Source organism: Cronobacter sp. JZ38 (genome assembly GCF_008932145.1).
GTDB classification, from domain to species: domain Bacteria; phylum Pseudomonadota; class Gammaproteobacteria; order Enterobacterales; family Enterobacteriaceae; genus Cronobacter; species Cronobacter muytjensii.
This window is the reverse complement of sequence record NZ_CP017662.1, coordinates 552037-574107: the sequence shown is the minus strand read 5'-3', so window position 1 is coordinate 574107 and position 22071 is coordinate 552037. Positions and strand designations below refer to the sequence as shown.

Annotated in this window: 16 protein-coding genes; 5 read left to right on the top strand and 11 right to left on the bottom strand. The window is 58.4% G+C overall.

Going from position 1 to position 22071, the window contains the following annotated elements:
* Positions 1-29: 29 nt before the first annotated feature.
* Positions 30-809 carry a pimeloyl-ACP methyl ester esterase BioH gene (gene bioH, locus BJP61_RS02600; protein WP_171997793.1) on the bottom strand — a complete coding sequence of 260 codons (780 nt, stop codon included), beginning with the start codon at positions 807-809 and terminating at the stop codon, positions 30-32.
* Positions 810-848: 39 nt separating this feature from the next.
* On the opposite strand from bioH, the gene gntX reads away from it, so the two are divergent.
* Both gntX and nfuA read left to right on the top strand, forming a co-directional pair.
* Positions 849-1526 carry a DNA utilization protein GntX gene (gene gntX, locus BJP61_RS02595; RefSeq protein WP_171997792.1) on the top strand — a complete coding sequence of 226 codons (678 nt, stop codon included), beginning with the start codon at positions 849-851 and terminating at the stop codon, positions 1524-1526.
* A gap of 58 nt (positions 1527-1584) precedes the next feature.
* The gene (nfuA, locus tag BJP61_RS02590) at positions 1585-2160 is read left to right on the top strand and encodes a Fe-S biogenesis protein NfuA (protein ID WP_007720650.1); all 576 of its coding nucleotides are present in this window, start codon (positions 1585-1587) and stop codon (positions 2158-2160) included.
* A gap of 159 nt (positions 2161-2319) precedes the next feature.
* On the opposite strand, the gene cspA is transcribed toward nfuA, so the two are convergent.
* The 3 genes from cspA to malP form a co-directional block, all read right to left on the bottom strand.
* Entirely contained in the window at positions 2320-2532 is a 213-nt protein-coding gene (gene cspA, locus BJP61_RS02585) for an RNA chaperone/antiterminator CspA (RefSeq protein ID WP_038867051.1), read from the bottom strand.
* 272 nt (positions 2533-2804) lie between these two features.
* Positions 2805-4904 (bottom strand): 4-alpha-glucanotransferase, encoded by a 2100-nt coding sequence (gene malQ, locus BJP61_RS02580; protein WP_171997791.1) that lies wholly within the window; start codon positions 4902-4904, stop codon positions 2805-2807.
* Between the two features lie 10 nt (positions 4905-4914).
* A complete protein-coding gene (malP, locus tag BJP61_RS02575) occupies positions 4915-7317 on the bottom strand; it encodes a maltodextrin phosphorylase (protein ID WP_171997790.1) in 2403 nt (800 codons plus the stop codon).
* Between the two features lie 613 nt (positions 7318-7930).
* Here malP and malT point away from each other — a divergent pair.
* Entirely contained in the window at positions 7931-10636 is a 2706-nt protein-coding gene (malT, locus tag BJP61_RS02570) for an HTH-type transcriptional regulator MalT (protein WP_038867044.1), read from the top strand.
* Between the two features lie 147 nt (positions 10637-10783).
* Here the strand turns inward: malT and BJP61_RS02565 are convergent, their stop codons facing one another.
* The 3 genes from BJP61_RS02565 to glpE all read right to left on the bottom strand — a co-directional run bounded on the left by BJP61_RS02565 (position 10784) and on the right by glpE (position 12808).
* Positions 10784-11542, bottom strand: coding sequence for a DeoR/GlpR family transcriptional regulator (locus BJP61_RS02565; protein WP_038867185.1), 759 nt, complete (start codon positions 11540-11542; stop codon positions 10784-10786).
* 25 nt (positions 11543-11567) lie between these two features.
* The gene (gene glpG, locus BJP61_RS02560; RefSeq protein ID WP_038867042.1) at positions 11568-12398 is read right to left on the bottom strand and encodes a rhomboid family intramembrane serine protease GlpG; all 831 of its coding nucleotides are present in this window, start codon (positions 12396-12398) and stop codon (positions 11568-11570) included.
* 80 nt (positions 12399-12478) lie between these two features.
* The gene (gene glpE / locus BJP61_RS02555; protein WP_038867182.1) at positions 12479-12808 is read right to left on the bottom strand and encodes a thiosulfate sulfurtransferase GlpE; all 330 of its coding nucleotides are present in this window, start codon (positions 12806-12808) and stop codon (positions 12479-12481) included.
* Positions 12809-13032: 224 nt separating this feature from the next.
* On the opposite strand from glpE, the gene glpD reads away from it, so the two are divergent.
* Positions 13033-14550, top strand: coding sequence for a glycerol-3-phosphate dehydrogenase (gene glpD / locus BJP61_RS02550; RefSeq protein ID WP_171997789.1), 1518 nt, complete (start codon positions 13033-13035; stop codon positions 14548-14550).
* A gap of 145 nt (positions 14551-14695) precedes the next feature.
* Positions 14696-16255, top strand: a complete 1560-nt coding sequence (locus tag BJP61_RS02545) for a sensor domain-containing diguanylate cyclase (RefSeq protein ID WP_171997788.1) — start codon at positions 14696-14698, stop codon at positions 16253-16255.
* Positions 16256-16262: 7 nt separating this feature from the next.
* On the opposite strand, the gene BJP61_RS02540 is transcribed toward BJP61_RS02545, so the two are convergent.
* From BJP61_RS02540 to glgC, 4 genes are all read right to left on the bottom strand, one after another.
* A complete protein-coding gene (locus tag BJP61_RS02540) occupies positions 16263-16718 on the bottom strand; it encodes a hypothetical protein (protein WP_171997787.1) in 456 nt (151 codons plus the stop codon).
* 68 nt (positions 16719-16786) lie between these two features.
* A complete protein-coding gene (gene glgP / locus BJP61_RS02535; protein WP_038867027.1) occupies positions 16787-19234 on the bottom strand; it encodes a glycogen phosphorylase in 2448 nt (815 codons plus the stop codon).
* Between the two features lie 12 nt (positions 19235-19246).
* Positions 19247-20680, bottom strand: a complete 1434-nt coding sequence (gene glgA / locus BJP61_RS02530; protein WP_038867026.1) for a glycogen synthase GlgA — start codon at positions 20678-20680, stop codon at positions 19247-19249.
* Between the two features lie 97 nt (positions 20681-20777).
* Positions 20778-22061, bottom strand: a complete 1284-nt coding sequence (glgC, locus tag BJP61_RS02525) for a glucose-1-phosphate adenylyltransferase (RefSeq protein WP_032805004.1) — start codon at positions 22059-22061, stop codon at positions 20778-20780.
* Positions 22062-22071: the final 10 nt, after the last annotated feature.

Genomic DNA, 22071 nt, shown 5'->3' with positions numbered 1-22071 from the left:
AACAATGACATCTAAAGTATGGCTCGCTTTTAGCGGTTTGCCAGGCGAGCCCTGAACGCCAGCAGCGCGTCGCAGAACTGACGCGGGTGAGAGATGAATGGCGCATGCGCCGCTTTGTCGAAAACCAGCGAGTCGCTGGCGGGCCAGCGCTCATCAAGCAGTGCGGCGACCTTGCGCGGCACCAGCCCGTCGAGACGTCCATAAAGGCGTAAAAAAGGCCCCTGCCAGGCGGCGAGCGCCTCGCGCAGATCGGCGGTTTTAAGGATCTCCAGCCCACCGTTTAGCACATCGGCACCCGGCAACTGCTGCGCCAGGACGATGGATTTCAGCGCACGCGCATCCTGGCGCGCCGTTTCTGTGCCGAGCGTTTGCAGCGCCAGGAAGCGCTCCACCGTACGCTGAAAATCGTCGCTCAGCTGGCGCTGAAAACCGCTTAACACGTCAGGCTTAATGCCGGGCCAGTCGTCGCCCGCCTGAAAACAGGGTGATGACGCGACGGTCACCAGCGCCTCAACCCTGGCCGGCGCGTTCAGCGCCACCTGGCTTGCCACCAGCCCGCCGAGGCTCCAGCCCAGCCAGATGGCGCGTTCGGGCGCGCGGCTCGCCACCAGGCGCGCCATTTCATCCAGCGTCAGCGCGCCAAAGCCCTGGCTGCGCCCATAGCCCGGCAGATCCACCAGATGCAGCGTAAAGTGCGAGCTTAATTCCTGCGAAATGCAACGCCACACTTCGGCATTCAGCCCCCACCCGTGCAGCAGCACAAGATGACAATTTCCTTCGCCCGTGGTCTGCCACCAGATGTCATTCATCCGTTACTCTTCTCATGATTGATGTACAAGGAGGTCGTCATGCTAACAATACCGGGGATGTGTTGGCTATGCCGGATGCCGCTGCGCATACCGGGCTGGGGTGTCTGTTCGCGCTGCCAGCGGCGCAGGCTAACGCCGGTCTGTCCGCAATGCGGGTTGCCCGCCGCGCTGGCGACGCTGCCCTGCGGCCGCTGTCTGCAAAAGCCGCCGGCCTGGCAGCGGCTTATCGCCGCGAGCGATTATGCGCCGCCGCTGAGCACGCTGGTGCATCAGTTTAAATTTCACGGGCACACCGCGCTTTCGTCCGCGCTTGCCCGTCTGCTGTTATTAACCGTGCTGGCCGCAAAACGCGCCGCCACCCTGCCCGCTGCGGATCTTATTATCAGCGTGCCGCTGCACCGCACGCGCGCCTGGCGACGCGGCTATAACCAGAGCGCACTAATCGCCAACACGCTTTCCCGCTGGCTCGGGATACGCTACGCACCGGGCGCCGTCGTGCGCGTAAAATCCGCCCCGCCCCAGCGGCAGCTCAGTGCCAGGCAGCGGCGCAGCAACCTGAAAAACGCTTTTCGGGTTGAATTGCCGGTGGCGGGTCTCCATATCGTTATTGTAGATGATGTCGTCACGACAGGGAGTACCGCTGCCCAAATCGCGCGCCTGCTGAAGCGCAACGGCGCGGCGACTGTCCAGGTATGGTGCCTGTGTCGAACCTTGTAGAGCCTCGATGATGGGCGTATTATAACCAACTAAAATAGTCAACTATTAGGCCATTGCTATGATCCGTATTTCCGATGCCGCCCAGGCACACTTTGCCAAGCTACTGGCAAATCAGGAAGAAGGGACGCAGATCCGCGTATTCGTTATCAATCCAGGCACCCCGAATGCTGAATGTGGCGTGTCTTACTGCCCGCCCGACGCCGTGGAAGCTACGGATACCGCACTGAAATTCGATCTGCTCACCGCTTATGTGGACGAACTGAGCGCCCCGTATCTGGAAGATGCGGAAATCGATTTTGTGACCGACCAGCTGGGCTCGCAGCTCACGCTGAAAGCGCCTAACGCGAAAATGCGTAAAGTCGCGGACGACGCGCCGCTGATGGAGCGCGTGGAGTATTTACTGCAGTCGCAGATCAACCCACAGCTGGCAGGCCACGGCGGCCGTGTGACGCTGATGGAAATTACTGACGAAGGCTACGCCATTCTGCAATTCGGCGGCGGCTGCAACGGCTGTTCTATGGTAGACGTAACCCTGAAAGAGGGTATCGAAAAGCAGCTGCTGAACGAGTTTCCGGAACTCAAAGGCGTGCGCGATCTCACTGAGCACCAGCGCGGCGAGCACTCTTACTACTAAGCGCCGGACGTCAGCCATAAAAAAGCCCGCTTTAAGCGGGCTTTTTTTTCGCGTATGCTCGGAATAAAAAAACCCGCACAAGGCGGGTTCTTTTTTGCGTCGATCTCACTGCTCAGGGCTATCCCGTCATCGCTGTCGGAAACCGCGCAAGCGGGGCGATTAGATAGCAGTTACGTTAGCAGCTGCCGGGCCTTTCGCGCCGTTTTCAACGGAGAAAGTGACCTTCTGGCCTTCTTCCAGGGTTTTGAAGCCGTTGTTCTGGATAGCGGAGAAGTGAACGAAAACGTCCTTGCTGCCGTTGTCCGGAGTGATGAAGCCAAAACCTTTTTCCGCGTTAAACCATTTTACTAAACCAGTCATTTTATCAGACATGTTATCACCTTAAATCAATCATTGAGCCTTACGGCATTCGTGGCCTGCATAACAGAATTTACTTAGCGCTTATGGAGGAGACTCAAAAAGAAGGGATATCTTGGGATAACACTTGAAATGAGAACTGCTTTACTAAACTGCTTTTCGACGGGTCTGTCTCGCAAACCGAGGAGTGCATTAACGCATGCCCACTCAAACAAAGCAAGCTTTTTATTCAGGGAAGAGAAAAACGTCGCCCCTGCGTACCTTAAGCGAAACGCAGGGGCGAGCCATTACTTACGCTTTGCCGCAGACGCGGCGCGGCGGCGTTTATCTAAATCGCTAATCAGCCGGTTTACGGTCGGATCAGCAAACATCGCCTCCAGCCCGACGGTGAGCTTGCGCCGCCAGTTTTGATACTGATCGCTGGTGCCGGGAATGTTGACCGGCTGCGCCATATCGAGCCAGTCTTCCGGTTGCAGGCCAAGCAGCGCGCTGTTGCTGTCGGCGATATAACGCTGGAGCGCGCGGTTCAGCGTGGCGCCCATTTTCATGCGCGCGGCGTGATGCCCGGCGCGTTTCGGCAGACAACCGTGCTGATGCAGACTCTCAAGCAGCCCCTGTTTGGCGCGCTCGCGGTCGGCATACAGTCCCTGCAATACCTCTTCGTCAGGATAAAGCCCGAGCTTTTTGCCAAGCGTCAGATCGCCGCTTTCCCAGTAACCGCGCAGCGTCGGCAAATCATGCGTGGTCGCGACCGCCATCGCCTGCGTCGTCCAGCGTTTCGGCGCGCGAAAGCGGCTGCCGCCTTCGTTTTCGAAGTAGAGCACTTTATAGGAGTAAACGCCGCTGTCGCGCAGCTTGCCGACAATCTCCGCCGGCACAGTACCCAGATCTTCGCCGATCACCATGCAGCGGTGGCGCTGGCTTTCCAGCGCGAGGATCGCCAGCAGATCGTCGACCGGATATTGCACGTATGCGCCTTTATCCGCGGTTTCGCCGTAAGGGATCCACCACAGGCGCAACAGCGACATCACATGGTCGATACGCAGCGCGCCGCAGTGCGTCATGTTGGCGCGCAGCAGTTCGATAAACGGCTCGTAAGCGCGGGCCTGCATCACGTGCGGATCCATTGGCGGCAGGCCCCAGTTCTGGCCAAGCGGCCCGAGTATGTCCGGCGGCGCGCCGACTGACGCCTTCAGGCAATAAAGCTCGCGATCGCACCAGGTTTCCGCACCGCCTTCCGCCACACCGACCGCCAGATCGCGGTACAGCCCAATCGGCATAGCATGCGACTGACTGGTCTCCCAGCAGCGGGCGAACTGCTCATACGCGAGCCATTGCAGCCAGAGATAAAAATCGACGTCATCTGCGCGTTTTTTGCAAAACGCCTGCACTTCCGGGCTGCTGGTGCTCTGATACGCCTTCGGCCAGGCTGGCCAGCCCCAGCGCATCGGATCTTCCTGCGCCTGCCAGGCGTGAATAGCATCGAACGCCGCTTGCCAGTAAAGCCCTTCGCCCGCGCGCGCCACGAAATCACGAAACGTCACGACGGCGTCGTCGTCCGGGCCGCGCGTGGAAAAGCGCTTCCAGGCCATCCGCAGCGCCGTAAGCTTCAGCGTCGTGACGCTGGTGTAATCAACCCACTGTGAGTCCCGCGCGGCGCTCAGCGCCTTTTGCGTCGCGTCGAGCCTCCACCAGGCCTGCGCCTCATCGCTCAGGTGGAAATCCTCCACCGCGTTAACGTCGATATAAATCACGTTGAGCCAGCGGCGCGAGGATGGGCTATACGGGCTCGCGCTTTCCGGGTTCGCTGGATAGAGCGCGTGAATGGGGTTTAAGCCGATAAACGCGCCGCCGCGTGCGCCCACTTCATTGAGCATCGCCTTCAGATCGCCGAAATCGCCGATGCCCCAGTTGTTCTCCGAGCGCAGCGTATAAAGCTGTACGCACGCGCCCCAGAGTTTTTTGCCGTCGCGCAGCGCCTGAGGCTCATAGCAGCGCTTTGGCGCGACGATAAGCCGACAGTGCCAGCGGCTGTCATCACGGGTAAGCGTGAACGTGTGATAGCCCTCCGCAAGTTTTGCGGGCAGCGTGAGCGCCTCGCCGCCGCGTGCGACGCCGTTAAACTGCGCGCCGGTCTCGCTGGTCAGCAGCCACTGATACTCGCCGCGGCCCTGGGGCGTAAGCTGCATACGGCGGCTTTTCGCCACCACCAGTACTGGCGGCAGCGGCGATTTCGCGGTCGCTTTCGGCGCGGCGTCAGGGTTCATCGCGTCCAGCAAACGCCGTTTGGTCTCTGCGCCAATCGCCTGCGGTTTGCCGTGCGCGTTGATATAGTTGGGGCTAATCCCCGCCGCGAGGGCGGAGGAGTCAAGGCGTTTGCTTTCCATGGCGGCTCCTTTAGCGTTTTGCCTGCCAGATACGTTGCTGATAATCCCGGATAGAGCGGTCAGAGCTGAACATGCCGCAGCGCGCGGTGTTAAGGATAGCCGCGCGGGTCCAGGCTTCCTGGTCGCGGTAGAGCACATCCACCTGCTTCTGGGCTTCAACATAGGCGGAAAAGTCAGCCATCACCAGGTACGGGTCGCCGCCCTGTTTATCCATGCTGTGCAGCATCTGATCGAAGGCGTGCTTGTCGCCGTCGGTATAGACGCCTTTCTCCAGCTCTTTGAGTACCGCGTCCAGCAGTTTGTCTTTTTTGCGCCATTTCACCGGGTCATACCCTTTGGCTTTGAGCGCTTTCACTTCTTCAACGGTGTGGCCGAAGATAAAAATGTTCTCATCGCCAACCTGCTCGGCAATTTCGACGTTCGCGCCGTCCAGGGTGCCGACGGTAAGCGCGCCGTTCAGCGCCAGCTTCATGTTGCCGGTGCCGGACGCCTCTTTACCGGCAGTCGATATCTGCTCGGAGATATCCGCCGCCGGGATCATCATCTCGGCGACAGAGACGTTGTAATCCGGCAGGAAGACCACTTTGAGCTTATCGCCGATGGCCGGATCGTTGTTCACTGCCTGCGCCACTTTGTTGATAGCGTAGATGATATTTTTGGCGTGGTAATAACCGGGCGCGGCTTTCGCACCGAACAGGAAGACGCGCGGCACGCGATCCGCCTGCGGGTTTTCACGAATTTCTTTATACAGCGCAAGGATATGCAGCAGGTTGAGGTGCTGGCGTTTGTATTCGTGCAGGCGTTTGATCTGCACGTCAAACAGCGCATTCGGGTTAATTTCAATACCGGTGCGGGCGTGAATATACGCCGCCAGACGCTGCTTATTTTCCTGCTTAATGGTGCGGTATGCCTTACGGAACGCCGCGTCGTCAGCATATTTTTCAAGCCCTGCCAGCGCGTCGAGATCGTTGACCCACTCTTTTTTCAGCGTCTTATCGATAAGCGCGGCCAGCGCCGGGTTGCACTGTTTGATCCAGCGGCGCGGCGTGATGCCGTTGGTGACGTTATGGAATTTGTTCGGCCACAACTGGTGATATTCCGGGAACAGATCTTTCACCACTAAATCGGAGTGCAGCGCCGCCACGCCATTCACCGCAAAGCCGCTTACCACGCAGAGGTTCGCCATACGCACCTGACCGTGATGCACCACGGCGAGCTTCGCCCAGACCGCCTCGTCGCCAGGCCAGGTTTTGCTGACAAGCTTTTTAAAGCGCGTGTTTATCTCTTTAATGATTTGCATGTGGCGCGGCAGCAGCGCGCGGATGAGGCGCTCGTCCCAGCACTCCAGCGCCTCTGGCATCAGGGTGTGGTTAGTGTAGGCAAAGGTGTTGCTGGTGATGGCCCAGGCCTCGTCCCAGCTCAGCTGATGCTCGTCAATCAACACACGCAGCAGCTCAGGAATGGCGATGGTCGGGTGGGTGTCGTTAAGCTGGATCACCTCGTAAGCCGGCAGCTCGGCAAGCTTGCGGCCCGCCAGATGATGACGACGCAAAATATCCGCGACAGAACAAGCGCACTGGAAATATTGCTGCATCAGACGCAGCTTTTTTCCCGCCTGATGGTTGTCGTTCGGGTAGAGCACTTTGGTGAGTTTTTCCGCGTCGACGCCCTGCTGTTCGGCGCGCAGGAAATCACCGTCGTTGAACTTTGTCAGGTCAAACGGATGGGCGTGCGTCGCCTGCCACAGGCGCAGCGGCTGCGTCACGCTGTTGCGATAGCCGACCACCGGCAGATCCCATGCTTCGCCGGTGATAACAAAGCCCGGCTCCCAGCGCGTGTTTTTACCTTCTTTGATAACCTTGCCGCCGATCCCCACCTGCACGTTCAGCGCCGCGTTATGGGTAAACCACGGGTAACTGCGGCGCTGCCAGTCGTCCGGCGCTTCCATCTGCTTGCCATCGTCGAACGACTGGCGGAACAGCCCGTACTGGTAATTAAGACCATAGCCGGTCGCAGACTGGCCGACGGTCGCCATGGAATCCAGGAAGCAGGCCGCCAGACGACCCAGACCGCCATTGCCTAATGCCGGGTCTGTCTCCTGCTCCAGCAGATCGCCGAGATGGATATTGTGCCCTTCGAGAATGCTGCTGACCTCATCGTGCCAGCCAAGATTCAGCAGATTATTGCCGGTAAGGCGGCCAATCAGAAACTCCATAGAGATGTAGTTAACGTGGCGCTGCTGCGCCTTCGGCTGCCGGGCTGGAATAGCGACGAGCAGTTCTGAGAGCGCGCCGCTGACCGCCTGCCACCACTGGCGCTGCGTCATTTCTTTGGCGCTGTGCAAACCAAAACGCTGCCACTGACGGGTCAGGGCAGCCTCGAAATCGGCCGGATTAAAGGTGGGCTGTGACATAGTAAATCGGGGTCCTGTAGCAAGAAAATAGGGATAATTTTCGTTAGTTTGCCCGGCGGCCTGAGCGAATTCCTCATCCTGGCCCCGATTAGCGAGGGAGGAGGCGCGGGGAGTAGCAAAAACTGTGATCGCCGCCACTAAACCTTAGCGGCTGGCGGTGAAAACGGGCAAAAGAACGTGAGATTTCTGCAACAGGAGGACGCATCAGAGAGGCGGTATGAGGGGCGCACAGAGGCGTCTGCGAACCGTTATGTAACAGAAGGAATGATTTCTCACCAAAAATAACGCGTAACGTCTGTTTTTGTTACTTTGTGGCGTGATTCCGCCCACAAAACCCACTTAAAAACAGCCTGTCTTCTTACCTTTATTGCCCTGATGGCGGAATTACGCACAGCGCCTTTTTTATGCCAACCCAGAGCCCGTGCCTGTTTGCGAGAAGTGGACAGGAATTATTCACAGAAAAAATGGAAATGTGACAGAGTGCAACTTTAAGCGGCCCGAAAAAGGACATAACTTGCAATCGCGCCCGTTCTGTCCGACCTTAATTTAGTATTAATTACGAAGCGCAAAAAAAATCGTCATCTCGTTGCCTCCTGCACAGTGAAGTGATCCTATGTTGATACCGTCTAAGTTAAGTCGCCCGGTTCGTCTTGAACACACTGTGGTTCGTGAACGTCTTCTGGCTAAATTATCCGGCGCTAGCAACTACCGACTGGCGCTTATCACCAGCCCTGCGGGGTACGGCAAAACCACGCTGATTTCGCAGTGGGCCGCAGGAAAAACCGAGCTGGGATGGTATTCACTGGATGAAGGTGACAACCAGCAGGAGCGCTTCGCCAGTTATCTTATCGCCGCCATCCAGCAGGCGACCGGCGGGCACTGCGTTAGCAGCGAAGTGATTGCGCAAAAACGCCAGTACGCCAACCTGTCATCGCTCTTCGCGCAGCTGTTTATCGAACTTGCAGCGTGGTCGCGCCCGCTCTATCTGGTGATTGACGACTACCACCACATTACCAACCCCGTTATCCATGAGGCGATGCGCTTTTTCCTGCGTCATCAGCCCGATAACCTGACGCTGGTTGTGCTGTCGCGTAATCTGCCGCAGTTGGGTATCGCCAACCTGCGCGTGCGCGAACAACTGCTTGAAATCGGCAGCCAGCAGCTCGCCTTTACACATCAGGAGGCGCGTCAGTTTTTTGACTGCCGCCTCAGTCAGCCGATTGAACCGGCGCAGAGCAGCCGCCTGTGCGATGACGTCGCGGGCTGGGCCACCGCGCTACAGCTTATCGCCCTTTCTGCCCGACAAAATACCGGCGCGGTGCACCAGTCAGCGCGCCGTCTGGCAGGCATTAACGCCAGCCATCTCTCCGATTATCTGGTCGATGAGGTACTGAACAACGTTGATGCCGATACCCGTCAGTTTTTGCTGAAAAGCGCCCTGCTGCGTTCGATGAACGACGCGCTGATCGTGCGCGTGACCGGCGAAGAGAACGGCCAGATGCGGCTTGAAGAGATCGAACGTCAGGGCCTGTTTTTGCAGCGTATGGACGACTCTGGCGAATGGTTCAGCTATCACCCGCTGTTTGGTAATTTCCTGCGCCAGCGCTGCCAGTGGGAGCTGGCGACGGAACTGCCGGATATCCACCGCGCCGCCGCGGAAAGCTGGATGGCGCAGGGCTTCCCGAGCGAGGCTATCCACCATGCGCTTGCGGCAGGCGATGCCAGTATGCTGCGCGATATTCTGCTGAACCACGCCTGGGGGCTGTTCAACCACAGCGAACTCACACTGCTGGAGCAGTCTTTAAAAGCGCTGCCCTGGGAGAGCCTGCTGGCGAACCCGCGCCTGGTGCTGTTGCAGGCATGGCTGATGCAGAGCCAGCATCGTTACAGCGAAGTCAACACCCTGCTGGCGCGCGCCGAGCAGGAGATGAAAGGCGAAATGGACGAGACGCTGCATGGCGAATTCAATGCCCTGCGCGCGCAAGTCGCGATTAACGACGGCGACCCGGACGAGGCCGAACGGCTGGCGATGGTGGCGCTCGACACGCTGCCGCTGGCGAATTTTTACAGCCGTATCGTGGCGACGTCGGTACACGGCGAAGTGTTGCACTGCAAAGGCGATTTAACCAAATCGCTGTCAGTGATGCAGCAAACCGAGCTGATGGCGCGCCGTCACGATGTCTGGCATTACGCGCTCTGGAGCCTTATCCAGCAGAGCGAAATTCTCTTCGCCCAGGGCTTTTTGCAGGCCGCGTGGGAGACGCAGGAGAAAGCGTTTGTGCTTATTCAGGAGCAGCATCTGGAACAGCTGCCGCTCCATGAGTTCCTGCTGCGCATTCGCGCGCAACTGCTGTGGGCCTGGGCGCGTCTTGATGAAGCGGAAACCTGCGCGCGCACCGGTATGACGGTGCTGGCGAGCTATCAGCCGCAACAGCAGTTGCAGTGCCTGGCGCTGCTGGTGCAGTGTTCGCTGGCGCGCGGCGATCTCGACAACGCCCGCAGCCATCTGAATCGCCTTGAAAATCTGCTGGGCAATGGCCATTACCACAGCGACTGGGTTTCCAACGCCGATAAAGTGCGGGTGATTTACTGGCAGATGACCGGCGACAAAGCGGCGGCCGCGACCTGGCTGCGCCAGACGCCGAAACCGGCCTTCGCCAATAACCATTTTCTGCAAAGCCAGTGGCGCAACATCGCGCGCGCGCAGATCCTGCTTGGCGAATACGGCCCGGCGGAGATGGTGCTGGAAGAGCTGAACGAAAATGCGCGCAGCCTGCGCCTGATGAGCGATATCAACCGCAACCTGCTGTTGCTGAATCAGCTTTACTGGAACGCCGGGCGTAAAAGCGATGCCCAGCGGGTCTTGATGGAAGCCCTGACGCTCGCAAACCGCACCGGGTTTATCAGCCATTTTGTGATTGAAGGCGAGGCGATGGCGCAGCAGTTGCGCCAGCTGTTACAGCTTAATACGCTGCCGGAAATCGAACAGCATCGCGCGCAGCGCATTTTGCGCGACATTAACCAGCACCATCGCCATAAATTCGCGCATTTTGATGAGAATTTCGTCAATAAACTGTTGAATCATCCGGAAGTACCGGAGCTCATCCGCACCAGCCCGCTGACCCAGCGCGAGTGGCAGGTGTTGGGGCTTATCTATTCCGGTTACAGCAACGACCAGATCGCGGGCGAGCTTGACGTGGCCGCAACGACCATCAAAACCCATATCCGGAATTTGTATCAGAAGCTCGGCGTGGCTCACCGTCAGGCCGCCGTGCAGCATGCCCAGCAGCTGTTGAAAATGATGGGGTACGGGGTTTAAGACGGCGATTCACGCCCACAGTGGGTGGCGGGCTTAAACGGTGGGTGCGTTCGCTTACCCACCCTGCCTGCTCATCAAACGGGTTGCGTAGGGCGACTCAGCGCAGCGCACCCGTCGCCTCATTAACAACGCCGCCCACCAACATCATCAACACAACTCTAACTGCACCTTATTGGCATTAATCACCTGCATCACGCCGGCAGGCGGCATGATGTCGGTATACACGGCGTCCACGAGGCTGATGCTGCCTAAATTCACCATTGCGTTACGGCCAAACTTAGAGTGATCCACCACTAACATGACGTGGCGCGAGTTTTCGATGATGGCACGCTTGGTGCGCACTTCGTGATAGTCGAACTCCAGCAGCGAGCCGTCGCTGTCGATGCCGCTGATGCCCAGAATGCCGAAATCGAGCCGGAACTGAGAGATAAAATCGAGCGTCGCCTCGCCGATAATCCCGCCGTCGCGGCTGCGCAATTCGCCGCCCGCCAGGATGATGCGGAAATCGTCTTTTACCATCAATGTGTTCGCCACGTTCAGGTTATTGGTGACGATACGCAGATTCTCATGGTTTAACAGCGCGTGCGCCACGGCCTCTGGGGTGGTGCCGATATCGATAAAAAGCGTCGCGCCGTTGGGGATCTGGCTTGCGACTTTATAGGCGATACGCTCTTTTTCCGCCGTCTGGGTGGCCTTACGATCATGCCAGGAAGCATTGACCGAACTTGACGGCAACGCCGCGCCGCCGTGGTGGCGCAGGATCATATTTTGTTCAGCGAGATCGTTAAGATCGCGACGAATAGTTTGCGGGCTGACGGCGAACTGCTCTACCAGTTCCTCGGTGCTCACATAGCCCTGCTTTTTGACCAGTTCAATAATGGCGTCGTGACGTTGTGTTTGCTTCACACCCTTCTCCTGACGTGTTGCCGTATTATTTTCGTTTTCGCGCATGCAGAGTATCCGTCATGGCCATCGCCAGGCCAATCAGCATCCCCGCCACCAGATCGGCGTTCGCCGTCTTGTTGCCAAACAGCCCCAGCCCGCCAATGGCCAGCCACAGCAGCATAAACACCAGAATCCCGCGCGGCAGGTGCAGCCCGCTTTCCGGCTCACGCTCGCCGCGCAGCCAGACATAGCCAACGAGCGCGTAAACCACGCCGCCGAGGCCGCCAAACCATGGGCCGCCTACCTGAAACTGGATAACGCCGCCCACCAGCGCCGTCACCAGCGTCAGCGTCAGCAGCTTGCCGCTGCCCACCCGCTTCTCCAGCGGACCGGCAAGATACCACCACCATAGCAGATTGAAGATCAGGCTCAGGAGGGAAAAGTGCAGCAACAGGGGGCTGACATAGCGCCAGAGTTGAAATTTGAGAGAGGGATCGAAAGGCCATGCAAGCCAGACGGCGACTTGCGGATAACCAATGATGCTCATCGCGAGATACGCCACGACGCACAACACCATCATGCCAAGCGTAAGCGGGCCCGCGTGAGCGCGCACGGTCGCCATAAACGGATAAGAGCGATAGCGCAGACCAGCGTTAAGCTGCCCGGTCTGCCAGCTCGCGGAGAGATAGCGCGGATCGCCCGGATGCGCCAGGAAATAGCTCAGCTCCGCTTTTACTTTTTCGGCCTGCGATTCATCGGCCAGCCAGACATCCCAGGTGTCGTGTCGCTGAATGTCCAGCATGACGCCCTGAGTCGCCATATAGTCAACAAACGCCTGGGCCAGACGCGGGTTGTCAAACGCGTTAATCATCAACATAGATAGCAAGTCGTTCTGTTCAGAGGGGTATCCCCACAGGAGAGAAACAGTATACCTGCGAACGACGCGGAGACCGACGCTTAACTCTCGCCGTGTGCCACTTCCGCCGGGAAATGTCGATGCCAGGCGTCAAAACCGCCGTCGACGCTGTAGACCTGGTCAAAGCCCTGATGAATCAAATACTGCGCCGCTCCCTTGCTGCTGTTGCCGTGATAACACATCACCAGCACCGGCACGTCAAAATCCGTCTGCTGCATAAAAGCGGGCAGCGTGGCGTTAGTTAAATGAAACGCGCCCGGCGTGTGGCCCATCGCGTAACTTTGCGGATCGCGAATATCCACCAGCACGGCGCTCCCCTGCTGCAGTTTCTGGTGCGCTTCTTCGACATTAATGCATTCAAACTGATCCATGGTGCTCTCTTTCATCGGTAAAGGGGGCGTCTGCCTGACACAACGGCGCACGGCGCGTGTGTCGATAATAACGTAAGTGTAAGGCTTCCTCCGGCTGTAACGCCATAATGTTATTCACATCACACTGAATTGTTTTTTTGTTGTTATCAAAAGCGCGTTTGTTTGCTATTATGAGCGATAACGAACATTTATGAGCTTTAACGAAAGTGCGTGAGGGCAGCAGCATGGAAACCAAAGATCTGATTGTGATAGGTGGGGGCATCAACGGTGCCGGTATCGCGGCAGACGCCGCAGGGCGTGGATTATCTGTGCTGATGCTGGAAGCGCAGGATCTGGCATGTGCCACCTCTTCCGCCAGCTCCAAATTGATCCACGGCGGGCTGCGCTACCTGGAACATTATGAGTTCCGTCTGGTGAGCGAGGCGCTGGCCGAGCGCGAAGTGCTGCTGAAAATGGCGCCGCACATCGCCTTCCCGATGCGCTTTCGACTGCCGCACCGCCCGCATCTGCGCCCCGCGTGGATGATCCGCACCGGCCTGTTTATGTACGATCACCTCGGCAAACGCACCAGCCTGCCGGGCTCTACCGGTTTGCGTTTTGGTTCGGATTCCGTCCTGAAGCCGGAAATCGTGCGCGGTTTCGAATATTCTGACTGTTGGGTCGATGACGCCCGCCTGGTGCTGGCGAACGCCCAGATGGTCGTGAAAAAAGGTGGTGAAGTGCTGACCCGCACCCGCGCCACCTCTGCACGCCGCGAAAACGGCATGTGGATTGTGGAAGTGGAAGATATCGATACCGGCAAAACTTACACCTGGCAGGCGCGCGGTTTGGTGAACGCCACCGGCCCGTGGGTGAAAAACTTCTTCGATGACGGCCTGCAACTGAAATCGCCTTATGGCATCCGCCTTATCAAAGGCAGCCACATTGTGGTGCCGCGCGTGCATACCCAGAAGCAGGCGTACATTCTGCAAAACGAAGATAAGCGCATCGTATTTGTCATTCCGTGGATGGATGAGTTTTCTATCATCGGCACCACGGACGTCGAGTACAAAGGCGATCCGAAAGACGTGGCGATCGACGAGTCGGAAATCAGCTACCTGCTGAAAGTCTACAACGCGCACTTCAAAAAACCGCTGGGCCGCGACGATGTGGTCTGGACATACTCCGGCGTGCGTCCGCTTTGCGATGACGAATCCGATTCGCCGCAGGCGATCACCCGTGACTATACGCTCGATATTCACGACGACAACGGCAAAGCGCCGCTGCTGTCGGTCTTCGGCGGTAAGCTCACGACGTACCGCAAGCTTGCCGAACATGCGATGGAGAAGCTGTCACCGTATTACCACAATATCGGCCAGGCGTGGACCCGCAGTGCGGTGCTGCCGGGCGGGGCTTTCCAGGGCGAGCGCGATGATTACGCCGCGCAGCTGCGCCGCCGTTATCCGTTCATCAGCGAGGCGCTGGCGCGTCACTACGCGCGGACCTACGGCAGCAACAGCGAGCTGATTCTCGGCGATGCCGCCGATCTTAACGCGCTCGGTGAAAACTTCGGCCATGAGTTCTACGAAGCGGAACTGCGCTACCTGGTTGAGCATGAGTGGGTGCGCCGTCTGGATGACGCCATCTGGCGCCGTACCAAACTGGGCATGTGGCTGAACGCTGAAGAACAGTCGCGCGTCGCGCAGTGGCTCGCCGAAAACGTCGATAAAAAAGCGAACGTCACGCTCTCTCTCGCCTCGTAATGCCCCTCTGTCCCGCGACCGCGCTATCCTGCATGGTCGCGTCTTTTTACCTGTCTATTCCGCCTGTCGCCACGGCTTTCTGTCGCTAAAATCAACAAAATCGTATTACTATCGTTTATCTGAAACGCCTTCAGGAGAGCGCCGCTTGCGCAAGGCAAAATTACGTTCACCCGATGCCGTGATGCTGGCCTTTTTACTGTTGATTTCGCTGCTGGTGGCAGGGGTCAGCGGCTGGTCGCTATGGCAATCCTGGCAGCATAGCGTTGAAGAGACGGAGCGGCAGGCACGTAACCAGTCGCTTTCACTGGCGCGGCAGGCGGAGGATACCTTTCTTCAGGTGCAGCTAACGCTTGATGAGCTGGTACGCCGCTCCGACGATATTTTCCTCCAGCCCGCCGAGTGGAGCGGCCTGCGCGGTCAGCTCGCCCAGCAGCAGCGTCAGCTGCCGCAGCTTCACGGGCTGTTCGTTTATGATACTCAGGGCGACTGGCTCGCGACCTCCGGCGGCTATATCCCCGCGCGGGCCAATAACGCCGACCGTGAATATTTTATCTGGCACCGCCAGCATAACGATACCAGCATCCGTATCGGTCACGTGCTGCGCAGCCGTTCTACCGGCGATCTGGTGGTGCCGGTCTCGGTGCGGCTGAATAACCGCGAGGGGCGCTTTCGCGGCGTACTGCTGGCGACGGTGAAGCTCGATTATTTCCGCCAGTTTTACGGCTATTACGAAATGGGGCCGAGCGATACGCTGGGCATCACGTTCGTGGATAGCACGGTGCTGTATGTGCGTCCGTTCCCGGATTCCTACATCAACCGCACCCTCTCCTCCAGCCCGCTCTTTACCCGCATGCTGAAGATAGCCCCGACCGGCGGCGGCGCCTGGAAATCGGCGATTGACGGCGTGCCGCGCATCTTCGGCTACTCCATGCTGGCGCGCTATCCGCTGGTGGTATCGGCGGGCTATGACATCAATCAGCTGCGCGCGACCTGGTGGCGCAACAACATTCCGACCGTGGCGCTCAGCGCCGTACTGCTGGGCGTGGTGATGATTTTCGGCGTGCTGGTGCTGCGCCAGATCCGCGCCACGTTGCGCTACCAGCAGGAGCTTATTGTGCTGCGCGATGATCTGACGCGCTCGAATCATATTCTGCACGATCTGGCCCTGGTGGACGGCTTAACCGGCCTGGCTAACCGCCGCCAGTTCGATATTTATCTGGAGCAGTGCATCGCCCGCGCGCGCCAGACCGGTCTGCCGGTCTCGCTGGTCATGTGCGACATCGATTTTTTCAAAAGTTATAACGATACCCTGGGCCACGTGGCGGGCGATGAGTGTCTGAAGGCGGTGGGCGAGATCCTGCGCAGCCTGCCGCTGCGCAATTCCGACCGGGTAGCGCGCTACGGCGGCGAAGAGTTCGCGATTATTCTGCCGGGCGCGGATATTCATGCCGCGCAGCGGGTAGCGTTACGGGCACTTGAGGCGATTCATCACGCCCGCCTGGCGCACCCGGCCACGCCGTTAACAGAGAAAGTGCTGACGATAAGCGCAGGCGCCGCAACGGGAGTTGATGAGAATATCGATGCGGAGACGCTGAAAAACCGGGCTGATGAGGCGCTCTATCAGGCGAAGCGCGCGGGGCGTAATTGTGTCGTGGGCGCAACGGGCGACCGCCATATTCTGATGGACGCGCCGCCTGAGGCGTAAGGCGCGCTTATCTGGCGCGCCAGCGTCCATAATAAAACCCGGCGAGCAAAATACTCTGCGCCAGCGCGGGGATCCACAGCGGCCATTCGAAGGGGAAACCTTCCATGATCATTCCCCAGTAGGCGGTCGGGCACCAGCCGAAAAAGAGCAGCGCGCCGGGCGGCGGCGCGGGTAAAAATGACGCCTGCGCGCTAAACGCCGCCGCGCACAGCAGATACCAGACAAACGCGGCCCAGAACGCGTACTCGCCCGTGGGCCGCCGCCGCGCCTGATGTTTGCCTAATAACGCCAGCGACAGGATCTGTAGCAGCGCCAGCACAATAATGCCGACGCTGTCAGAAGCGAACGTGCGCAGCGCGCCGGAAAGCACGATATCTGCCACCGCCCCATACACCTGCGCCAGCAGCGGCGCACCTATCAGCGAAACGAGCAGCGCGCCCGTCCATGTTGTTTTCTGCCTCATCCTTGCCTTTCAGATCCATAAAAAAACCAGAGTGTCGCCACTCTGGTTGCGTTGATAATGCCGGGATCTTACAGCCGTACGGGCGTAATGTTCCAGATATTTTCCGCGTACTCCTGAATCGTGCGATCAGAGGAGAAATAGCCCATGTTGGCGATGTTGTGCATCGCACGCGTGGTCCACACCTCCGGCTGGCGGTAGAGTTCATCGACGCTGTCCTGACAATCCACATAGCTGCGGAAATCCGCCAGTACCTGATAGTGGTCGCCGAAGTTAATCAGTGAATCCACCAGATCACGATAGCGGCCCGGCTCTTCAGGGCTGAATACGCCGGTGGCGATTTGGGTCAGCACCTGGCGCAGCTCTTCGTCCTGCTCGTAGAACTCGCGCGGTTTGTAACCGACGCGACGCAGCGCTTCCACTTCATCCGCCGTGTTGCCGAAGATAAAGATATTCTCTTCGCCAACGTGCTCCAGCATTTCAACGTTCGCGCCATCGAGCGTGCCGATCGTCAGCGCGCCGTTGAGCGCGAACTTCATGTTACTGGTGCCGGACGCCTCGGTGCCCGCAAGCGAAATCTGCTCAGAGAGATCTGCCGCCGGAATAATGAGCTGCGCAAGACTGACGCTGTAGTTCGGGATAAACACCACCTTCAGCCGATCGTGAACCTGCGGATCGTTGTTGATGACCTTCGCCACATCGTTAATCAGATGAATAATATGCTTCGCCATGTAATAGGCCGAGGCGGCTTTACCGGCGAAAATATTGACGCGCGGCACCCAGTCAGCGTCCGGATCGGCCTTGATGCGGTTGTAGCGCGTGATCACGTGCAGCACGTTCATCAGCTGACGTTTGTACTCATGAATACGTTTGATCTGGACGTCAAACAGCGCTTTGGGGTTCACCACCACGTTAAGGTGCTGCGCGATGTAAATCGCAAGCCGCTTTTTATTTTCAAGCTTCGCCTCGCGCACCTGCTGGTTCACCGTCGGGTAGTCGATATGCTGCTCCAGCTCGCTCAGCTGGCTGAGATCGGTACGCCAGGTGCGCCCGATGTTCTCATCCAGCACTTCCGAGAGCGCCGGGTTCGCCAGCGCCAGCCAGCGGCGTGGCGTCACCCCGTTGGTCACGTTGGTAAAGCGCATCGGGAAAATGGCCGCGAAATCCGCAAACAGCGACTGCACCATCAGATTGGAGTGCAGCTCCGACACCCCGTTGACCTTGTGACTCACAATCACCGCAAGCCAGGCCATGCGTACGCGACGCCCGCTCGACTCGTCGATAATCGATACGCGGCTCAACAACCCGGTATCGTTCGGGTATTGCTCCTGAACGGTACGCAGGAAGTAGTCATTGATTTCAAAAATAATTTGCAGATGGCGCGGCAGGATTTTACCGAGCATATCCACCGGCCATGTCTCCAGCGCCTCGCTCATCAGCGTGTGGTTGGTGTAGGAGAAGACCTGGCACGTCACCTCAAATGCTTCGTCCCAGCCGAATTTATGCTCGTCGATAAGCAGACGCATCAGCTCAGGAATCGACAGCACCGGGTGGGTGTCGTTGAGGTGAATCGCCACTTTCTGCGCCAGGTTGGCGTAGGTTTTATGCAGCATAAAGTGGCGGTTTAAAATGTCCTGCACCGTGGCGGAGACCAGAAAATACTCCTGGCGCAGGCGCAACTCGCGCCCCGAATAGGTGGAGTCGTCCGGATAGAGGACGCGCGACACGTTTTCGGAGTGGTTTTTATCTTCCACCGCTGCGAAGTAGTCGCCCTGATTAAATTTACCGAGGTTAATGGCGCTACTCGCCTGCGCGCTCCAGAGGCGCAGCGTATTGGTGGCGTCGGTATCGTAGCCGGGAACAATCTGGTCGCACGCGACGGCGATAATCTCTTCGGTTTCTACCCAGCGGGTCTTTTTGCCTTCCTGCTGGATGCGGCCGCCGAAACGCACTTTATAGCGCGTGTTATGGCGCTGAAACTCCCACGGGTTGCCATATTCCAGCCAGTAATCCGGGGACTCTTTTTGACGCCCGTCGACGATGTTCTGCTTGAACATGCCGTAGTCGTAGCGAATGCCGTAGCCGCGCCCAGGAAGGCCGAGCGTCGCCAGCGAATCGAGGAAGCAGGCGGCAAGACGCCCGAGACCGCCGTTGCCGAGGCCCGGGTCGTTCTCTTCGTCGATGAGCTCCTCCAGGTTCAGCCCCATCTCCTCCAGCGCGTTCTGCACATCTTCATAAATGCCGAGTGACAGCAGCGCGTTAGAGAGCGTGCGGCCAATCAGAAATTCCATCGACAGATAGTAGACCTGACGCACTTCCTGCGAGAGTTGCGCGCGGTTGGAGCGCAGCCAGCGCTCCACCATGCGATCGCGCACCGCAAACAGTGTGGCGTTCAGCCACTCATGTTTATTAGCGATGGCGGGATCTTTACCGATGGTGAACATCAGCTTATAGGCGATAGAGTGTTTTAACGCCTCCACGCTCAGGGTTGGCGAAGCATAGCTAAAGGGTTCATTCATCGACGTGTTCCTTTACAACAAGCGTTGATAAAGTTCGCGGTATGACTTCGCCGCGACCTGCCAGCTAAAATCCATCCCCATGGCCTGGCGCTGGACAAAACGCCAGAGAGACGGACGGGACCACAACACGAAAGCGCGCCGGATAGCCCGTAACAGCGACCAGGCGTTACTGTCTTCAAACACAAAACCGCTGGCGATGCCGTCCGCCAGGTTTTCCAGCGAACTGTCGGAAACGGTATCCGCAAGCCCCCCGGTGCGGCGCACCAGCGGCAGCGTGCCGTACTTCAGGCCGTAGAGTTGCGTCAACCCGCACGGCTCGAAGCGGCTCGGCACCAGAATCACATCCGCGCCGCCCATAATGCGGTGTGAGAACGCCTCGTGATAGCCTATCTGCACGCCGACCTGGCCCGGATGTTCTGCGGCGGCGGCGAGGAAGCCTTCCTGCAACACCGGATCGCCCGCGCCGAGCAACGCCAGTTGCCCGCCCTGCTCCAGCAGCCCCGGCAGCGCCTCCAGCACCAGATCCAGCCCTTTCTGGCTGGTCAGGCGGCTGACCACCGCAAAGAGCGGCACTTTGTCATTCACCTTCAGGCCCATCGCTATCTGAAGTTGGCGTTTGTTTTCCGCTTTCTCCTCCAGCGTATCGCGGGTATAGCGCGACGCGAGGAGCAAATCATGCGCCGGGTTCCAGATGTTCTCGTCGACCCCGTTCAGAATACCCGACAGCCGCCCTTCGCTGTGGCGCTGTTTGAGCAGCCCCTCCAGCCCGTAAGCGAACTGCGGTTCGGTGATTTCACGCGCGTAAGTCGGGCTCACCGCCGTAATATGATCGGCATAGTAGAGGCCCGCTTTAAGGAACGAGATCTCACCGTTAAACTCCAGGCCGTTCATATTAAACATCGACCATGGCAGTCCGATTTCATCCATGTGATGCGCGTAAAACATGCCTTTGTAGGCGAGGTTATGCACCGTAAACACCGATTTCGCCGGACGACCGCGCGCCGCCATATACGCCGGCGTTAAGCCCGCATGCCAGTCGTGCGCGTGTACAATATCCGGGCGCCAGAACGGGTCCAGCCCGGCGGCCATTTCGCTGCCCACCCAACCCAGCAGAGCAAAGCGAATCACGTTATCGGCGTACGCGTATAAATTCGTGTCGTGATACGGGCTGCCCGGACGGTCATAGAGGTGCGGCGCGTCGATAAGATAGATGCCGACCCCGTTGAAATGTCCAAATAGCAAAGAGATACGCCCGGCAAAGGTATCGCGACGCGTAATCACTTTGGCATCCGCGACGCCACGACGGAGATCGGGGAAGCCCGGCAGCAATACGCGGGTATCCACGCCGTCAGCAATCTGCGCAGCAGGCAACGCGCCAAGGACATCCGCCAGCCCACCGGTTTTCAGCAGCGGAAAAAGTTCAGAACATACATGTAAGACCTGCATTATCTCTCCCGTTGAATGTCACAGCGCAACAGGCGCGCCGAACGCGAAACATCACGCGCGGAAACCATCGTCCGTGCGCACTTAATCCTTGTGCGACTCAGTCTGACAAACGCGCCAGCATGTCGCGGGTCACCAATACAATGCCCTCTTCGGAACGGTAGAAACGGCGAGCATCCTCTTCGGCGTTTTCGCCAATCACCATGCCTTCAGGGATAACACAGGCCCGGTCGATAATGCAGCGACGCAGGCGGCAGGAGCGGCCAACCCAGACATCGGGCAGCAGCACTGCGGAATCAATATTGCAAAACGAGTTCACGCGCACGCGCGGGAACAGTACCGACTGCACCACCACCGAGCCGGAAATAATGCAGCCGCCGGAAACCAGCGAGTTCAGCGTCATGCCGTGGCTGCCGGAGCGGTCCTGCACGAATTTGGCTGGCGGCAGCGACTCCATGTGCGTGCGGATAGGCCAGTCCTGGTCGTACATATCAAGCTCCGGCGTCACCGAAGCGAGATCGAGGTTCGCTTTCCAGTACGCCTCCAGCGTTCCCACATCGCGCCAGTACGGTTCCGCATTCGGATCAGACTGGACGCACGAGAGCGGGAACGGATGCGCGTAGGCTTCGCCGCTGTACGTCACTTTCGGGATAATGTCTTTACCGAAGTCGTGGCTGGAGGATTCGTTTTTGTCATCCTCTTCCAGCAACTCATAAAGATAGTCGGCATCAAAAATATAGATCCCCATGCTGGCGAGCGCTTTAGTATCGTCGCCCGGCATGGACGGCGGGTTCGCCGGTTTTTCCACAAAATCGATAACTTTGCTGTTCTCATCAACCGCCATCACCCCGAAGGCTCTCGCTTCAGCCACCGGCACTGGCAGGCAGGCCACCGTGCAGCGCGCGCCTTTCTCGACGTGGTCGATAAGCATCCGCGAGTAGTCCTGCTTGTAGATATGATCGCCTGCGAGGATGACCACATACTCCGCTTTATAGCGACGGATAATGTCGAGGTTCTGGGTCACTGCGTCAGCGGTGCCGCGGTACCAGGTTTCGCCGTGTACGCGCTGCTGCGCGGGCAGAAGATCGACAAACTCGTTCATCTCTTCACTGAAGAACGACCAACCGCGCTGGATATGCTGCACCAGCGTATGCGACTGATACTGCGTGATAACCCCGATACGACGAATGCCAGAGTTGATGCAGTTCGAGAGCGCGAAGTCGATAATGCGAAACTTACCGCCGAAATGAACGGCGGGCTTGGCGCGGGTCGCGGTCAAATCTTTCAACCGTGTACCGCGACCACCAGCCAGGATCAGCGCCACGGATTTCAATGGCAACTGTCTTGCCAGCATTAACGGATCTTTCTTTTCAAGCCTGACCATGACGAACTCC

Bases quoted from the DNA above. Each gene is read 5' to 3' on its own strand.
- bioH (WP_171997793.1), bottom strand. From the start codon at position 809: ATGAATGACATCTGGTGGCAGACCACGGGCGAAGGAAATTGTCATCTT.
- gntX (WP_171997792.1), top strand. From the start codon at position 849: ATGCTAACAATACCGGGGATGTGTTGGCTATGCCGGATGCCGCTGCGC.
- nfuA (WP_007720650.1), top strand. From the start codon at position 1,585: ATGATCCGTATTTCCGATGCCGCCCAGGCACACTTTGCCAAGCTACTG.
- cspA (WP_038867051.1), bottom strand. From the start codon at position 2,532: ATGTCTGATAAAATGACTGGTTTAGTAAAATGGTTTAACGCGGAAAAA.
- malQ (WP_171997791.1), bottom strand. From the start codon at position 4,904: ATGGAAAGCAAACGCCTTGACTCCTCCGCCCTCGCGGCGGGGATTAGC.
- malP (WP_171997790.1), bottom strand. From the start codon at position 7,317: ATGTCACAGCCCACCTTTAATCCGGCCGATTTCGAGGCTGCCCTGACC.
- malT (WP_038867044.1), top strand. From the start codon at position 7,931: ATGTTGATACCGTCTAAGTTAAGTCGCCCGGTTCGTCTTGAACACACT.
- glpG (WP_038867042.1), bottom strand. From the start codon at position 12,398: ATGTTGATGATTAACGCGTTTGACAACCCGCGTCTGGCCCAGGCGTTT.
- glpE (WP_038867182.1), bottom strand. From the start codon at position 12,808: ATGGATCAGTTTGAATGCATTAATGTCGAAGAAGCGCACCAGAAACTG.
- glpD (WP_171997789.1), top strand. From the start codon at position 13,033: ATGGAAACCAAAGATCTGATTGTGATAGGTGGGGGCATCAACGGTGCC.
- BJP61_RS02540 (WP_171997787.1), bottom strand. From the start codon at position 16,718: ATGAGGCAGAAAACAACATGGACGGGCGCGCTGCTCGTTTCGCTGATA.
- glgP (WP_038867027.1), bottom strand. From the start codon at position 19,234: ATGAATGAACCCTTTAGCTATGCTTCGCCAACCCTGAGCGTGGAGGCG.
- glgA (WP_038867026.1), bottom strand. From the start codon at position 20,680: ATGCAGGTCTTACATGTATGTTCTGAACTTTTTCCGCTGCTGAAAACC.
- glgC (WP_032805004.1), bottom strand. From the start codon at position 22,061: ATGGTCAGGCTTGAAAAGAAAGATCCGTTAATGCTGGCAAGACAGTTG.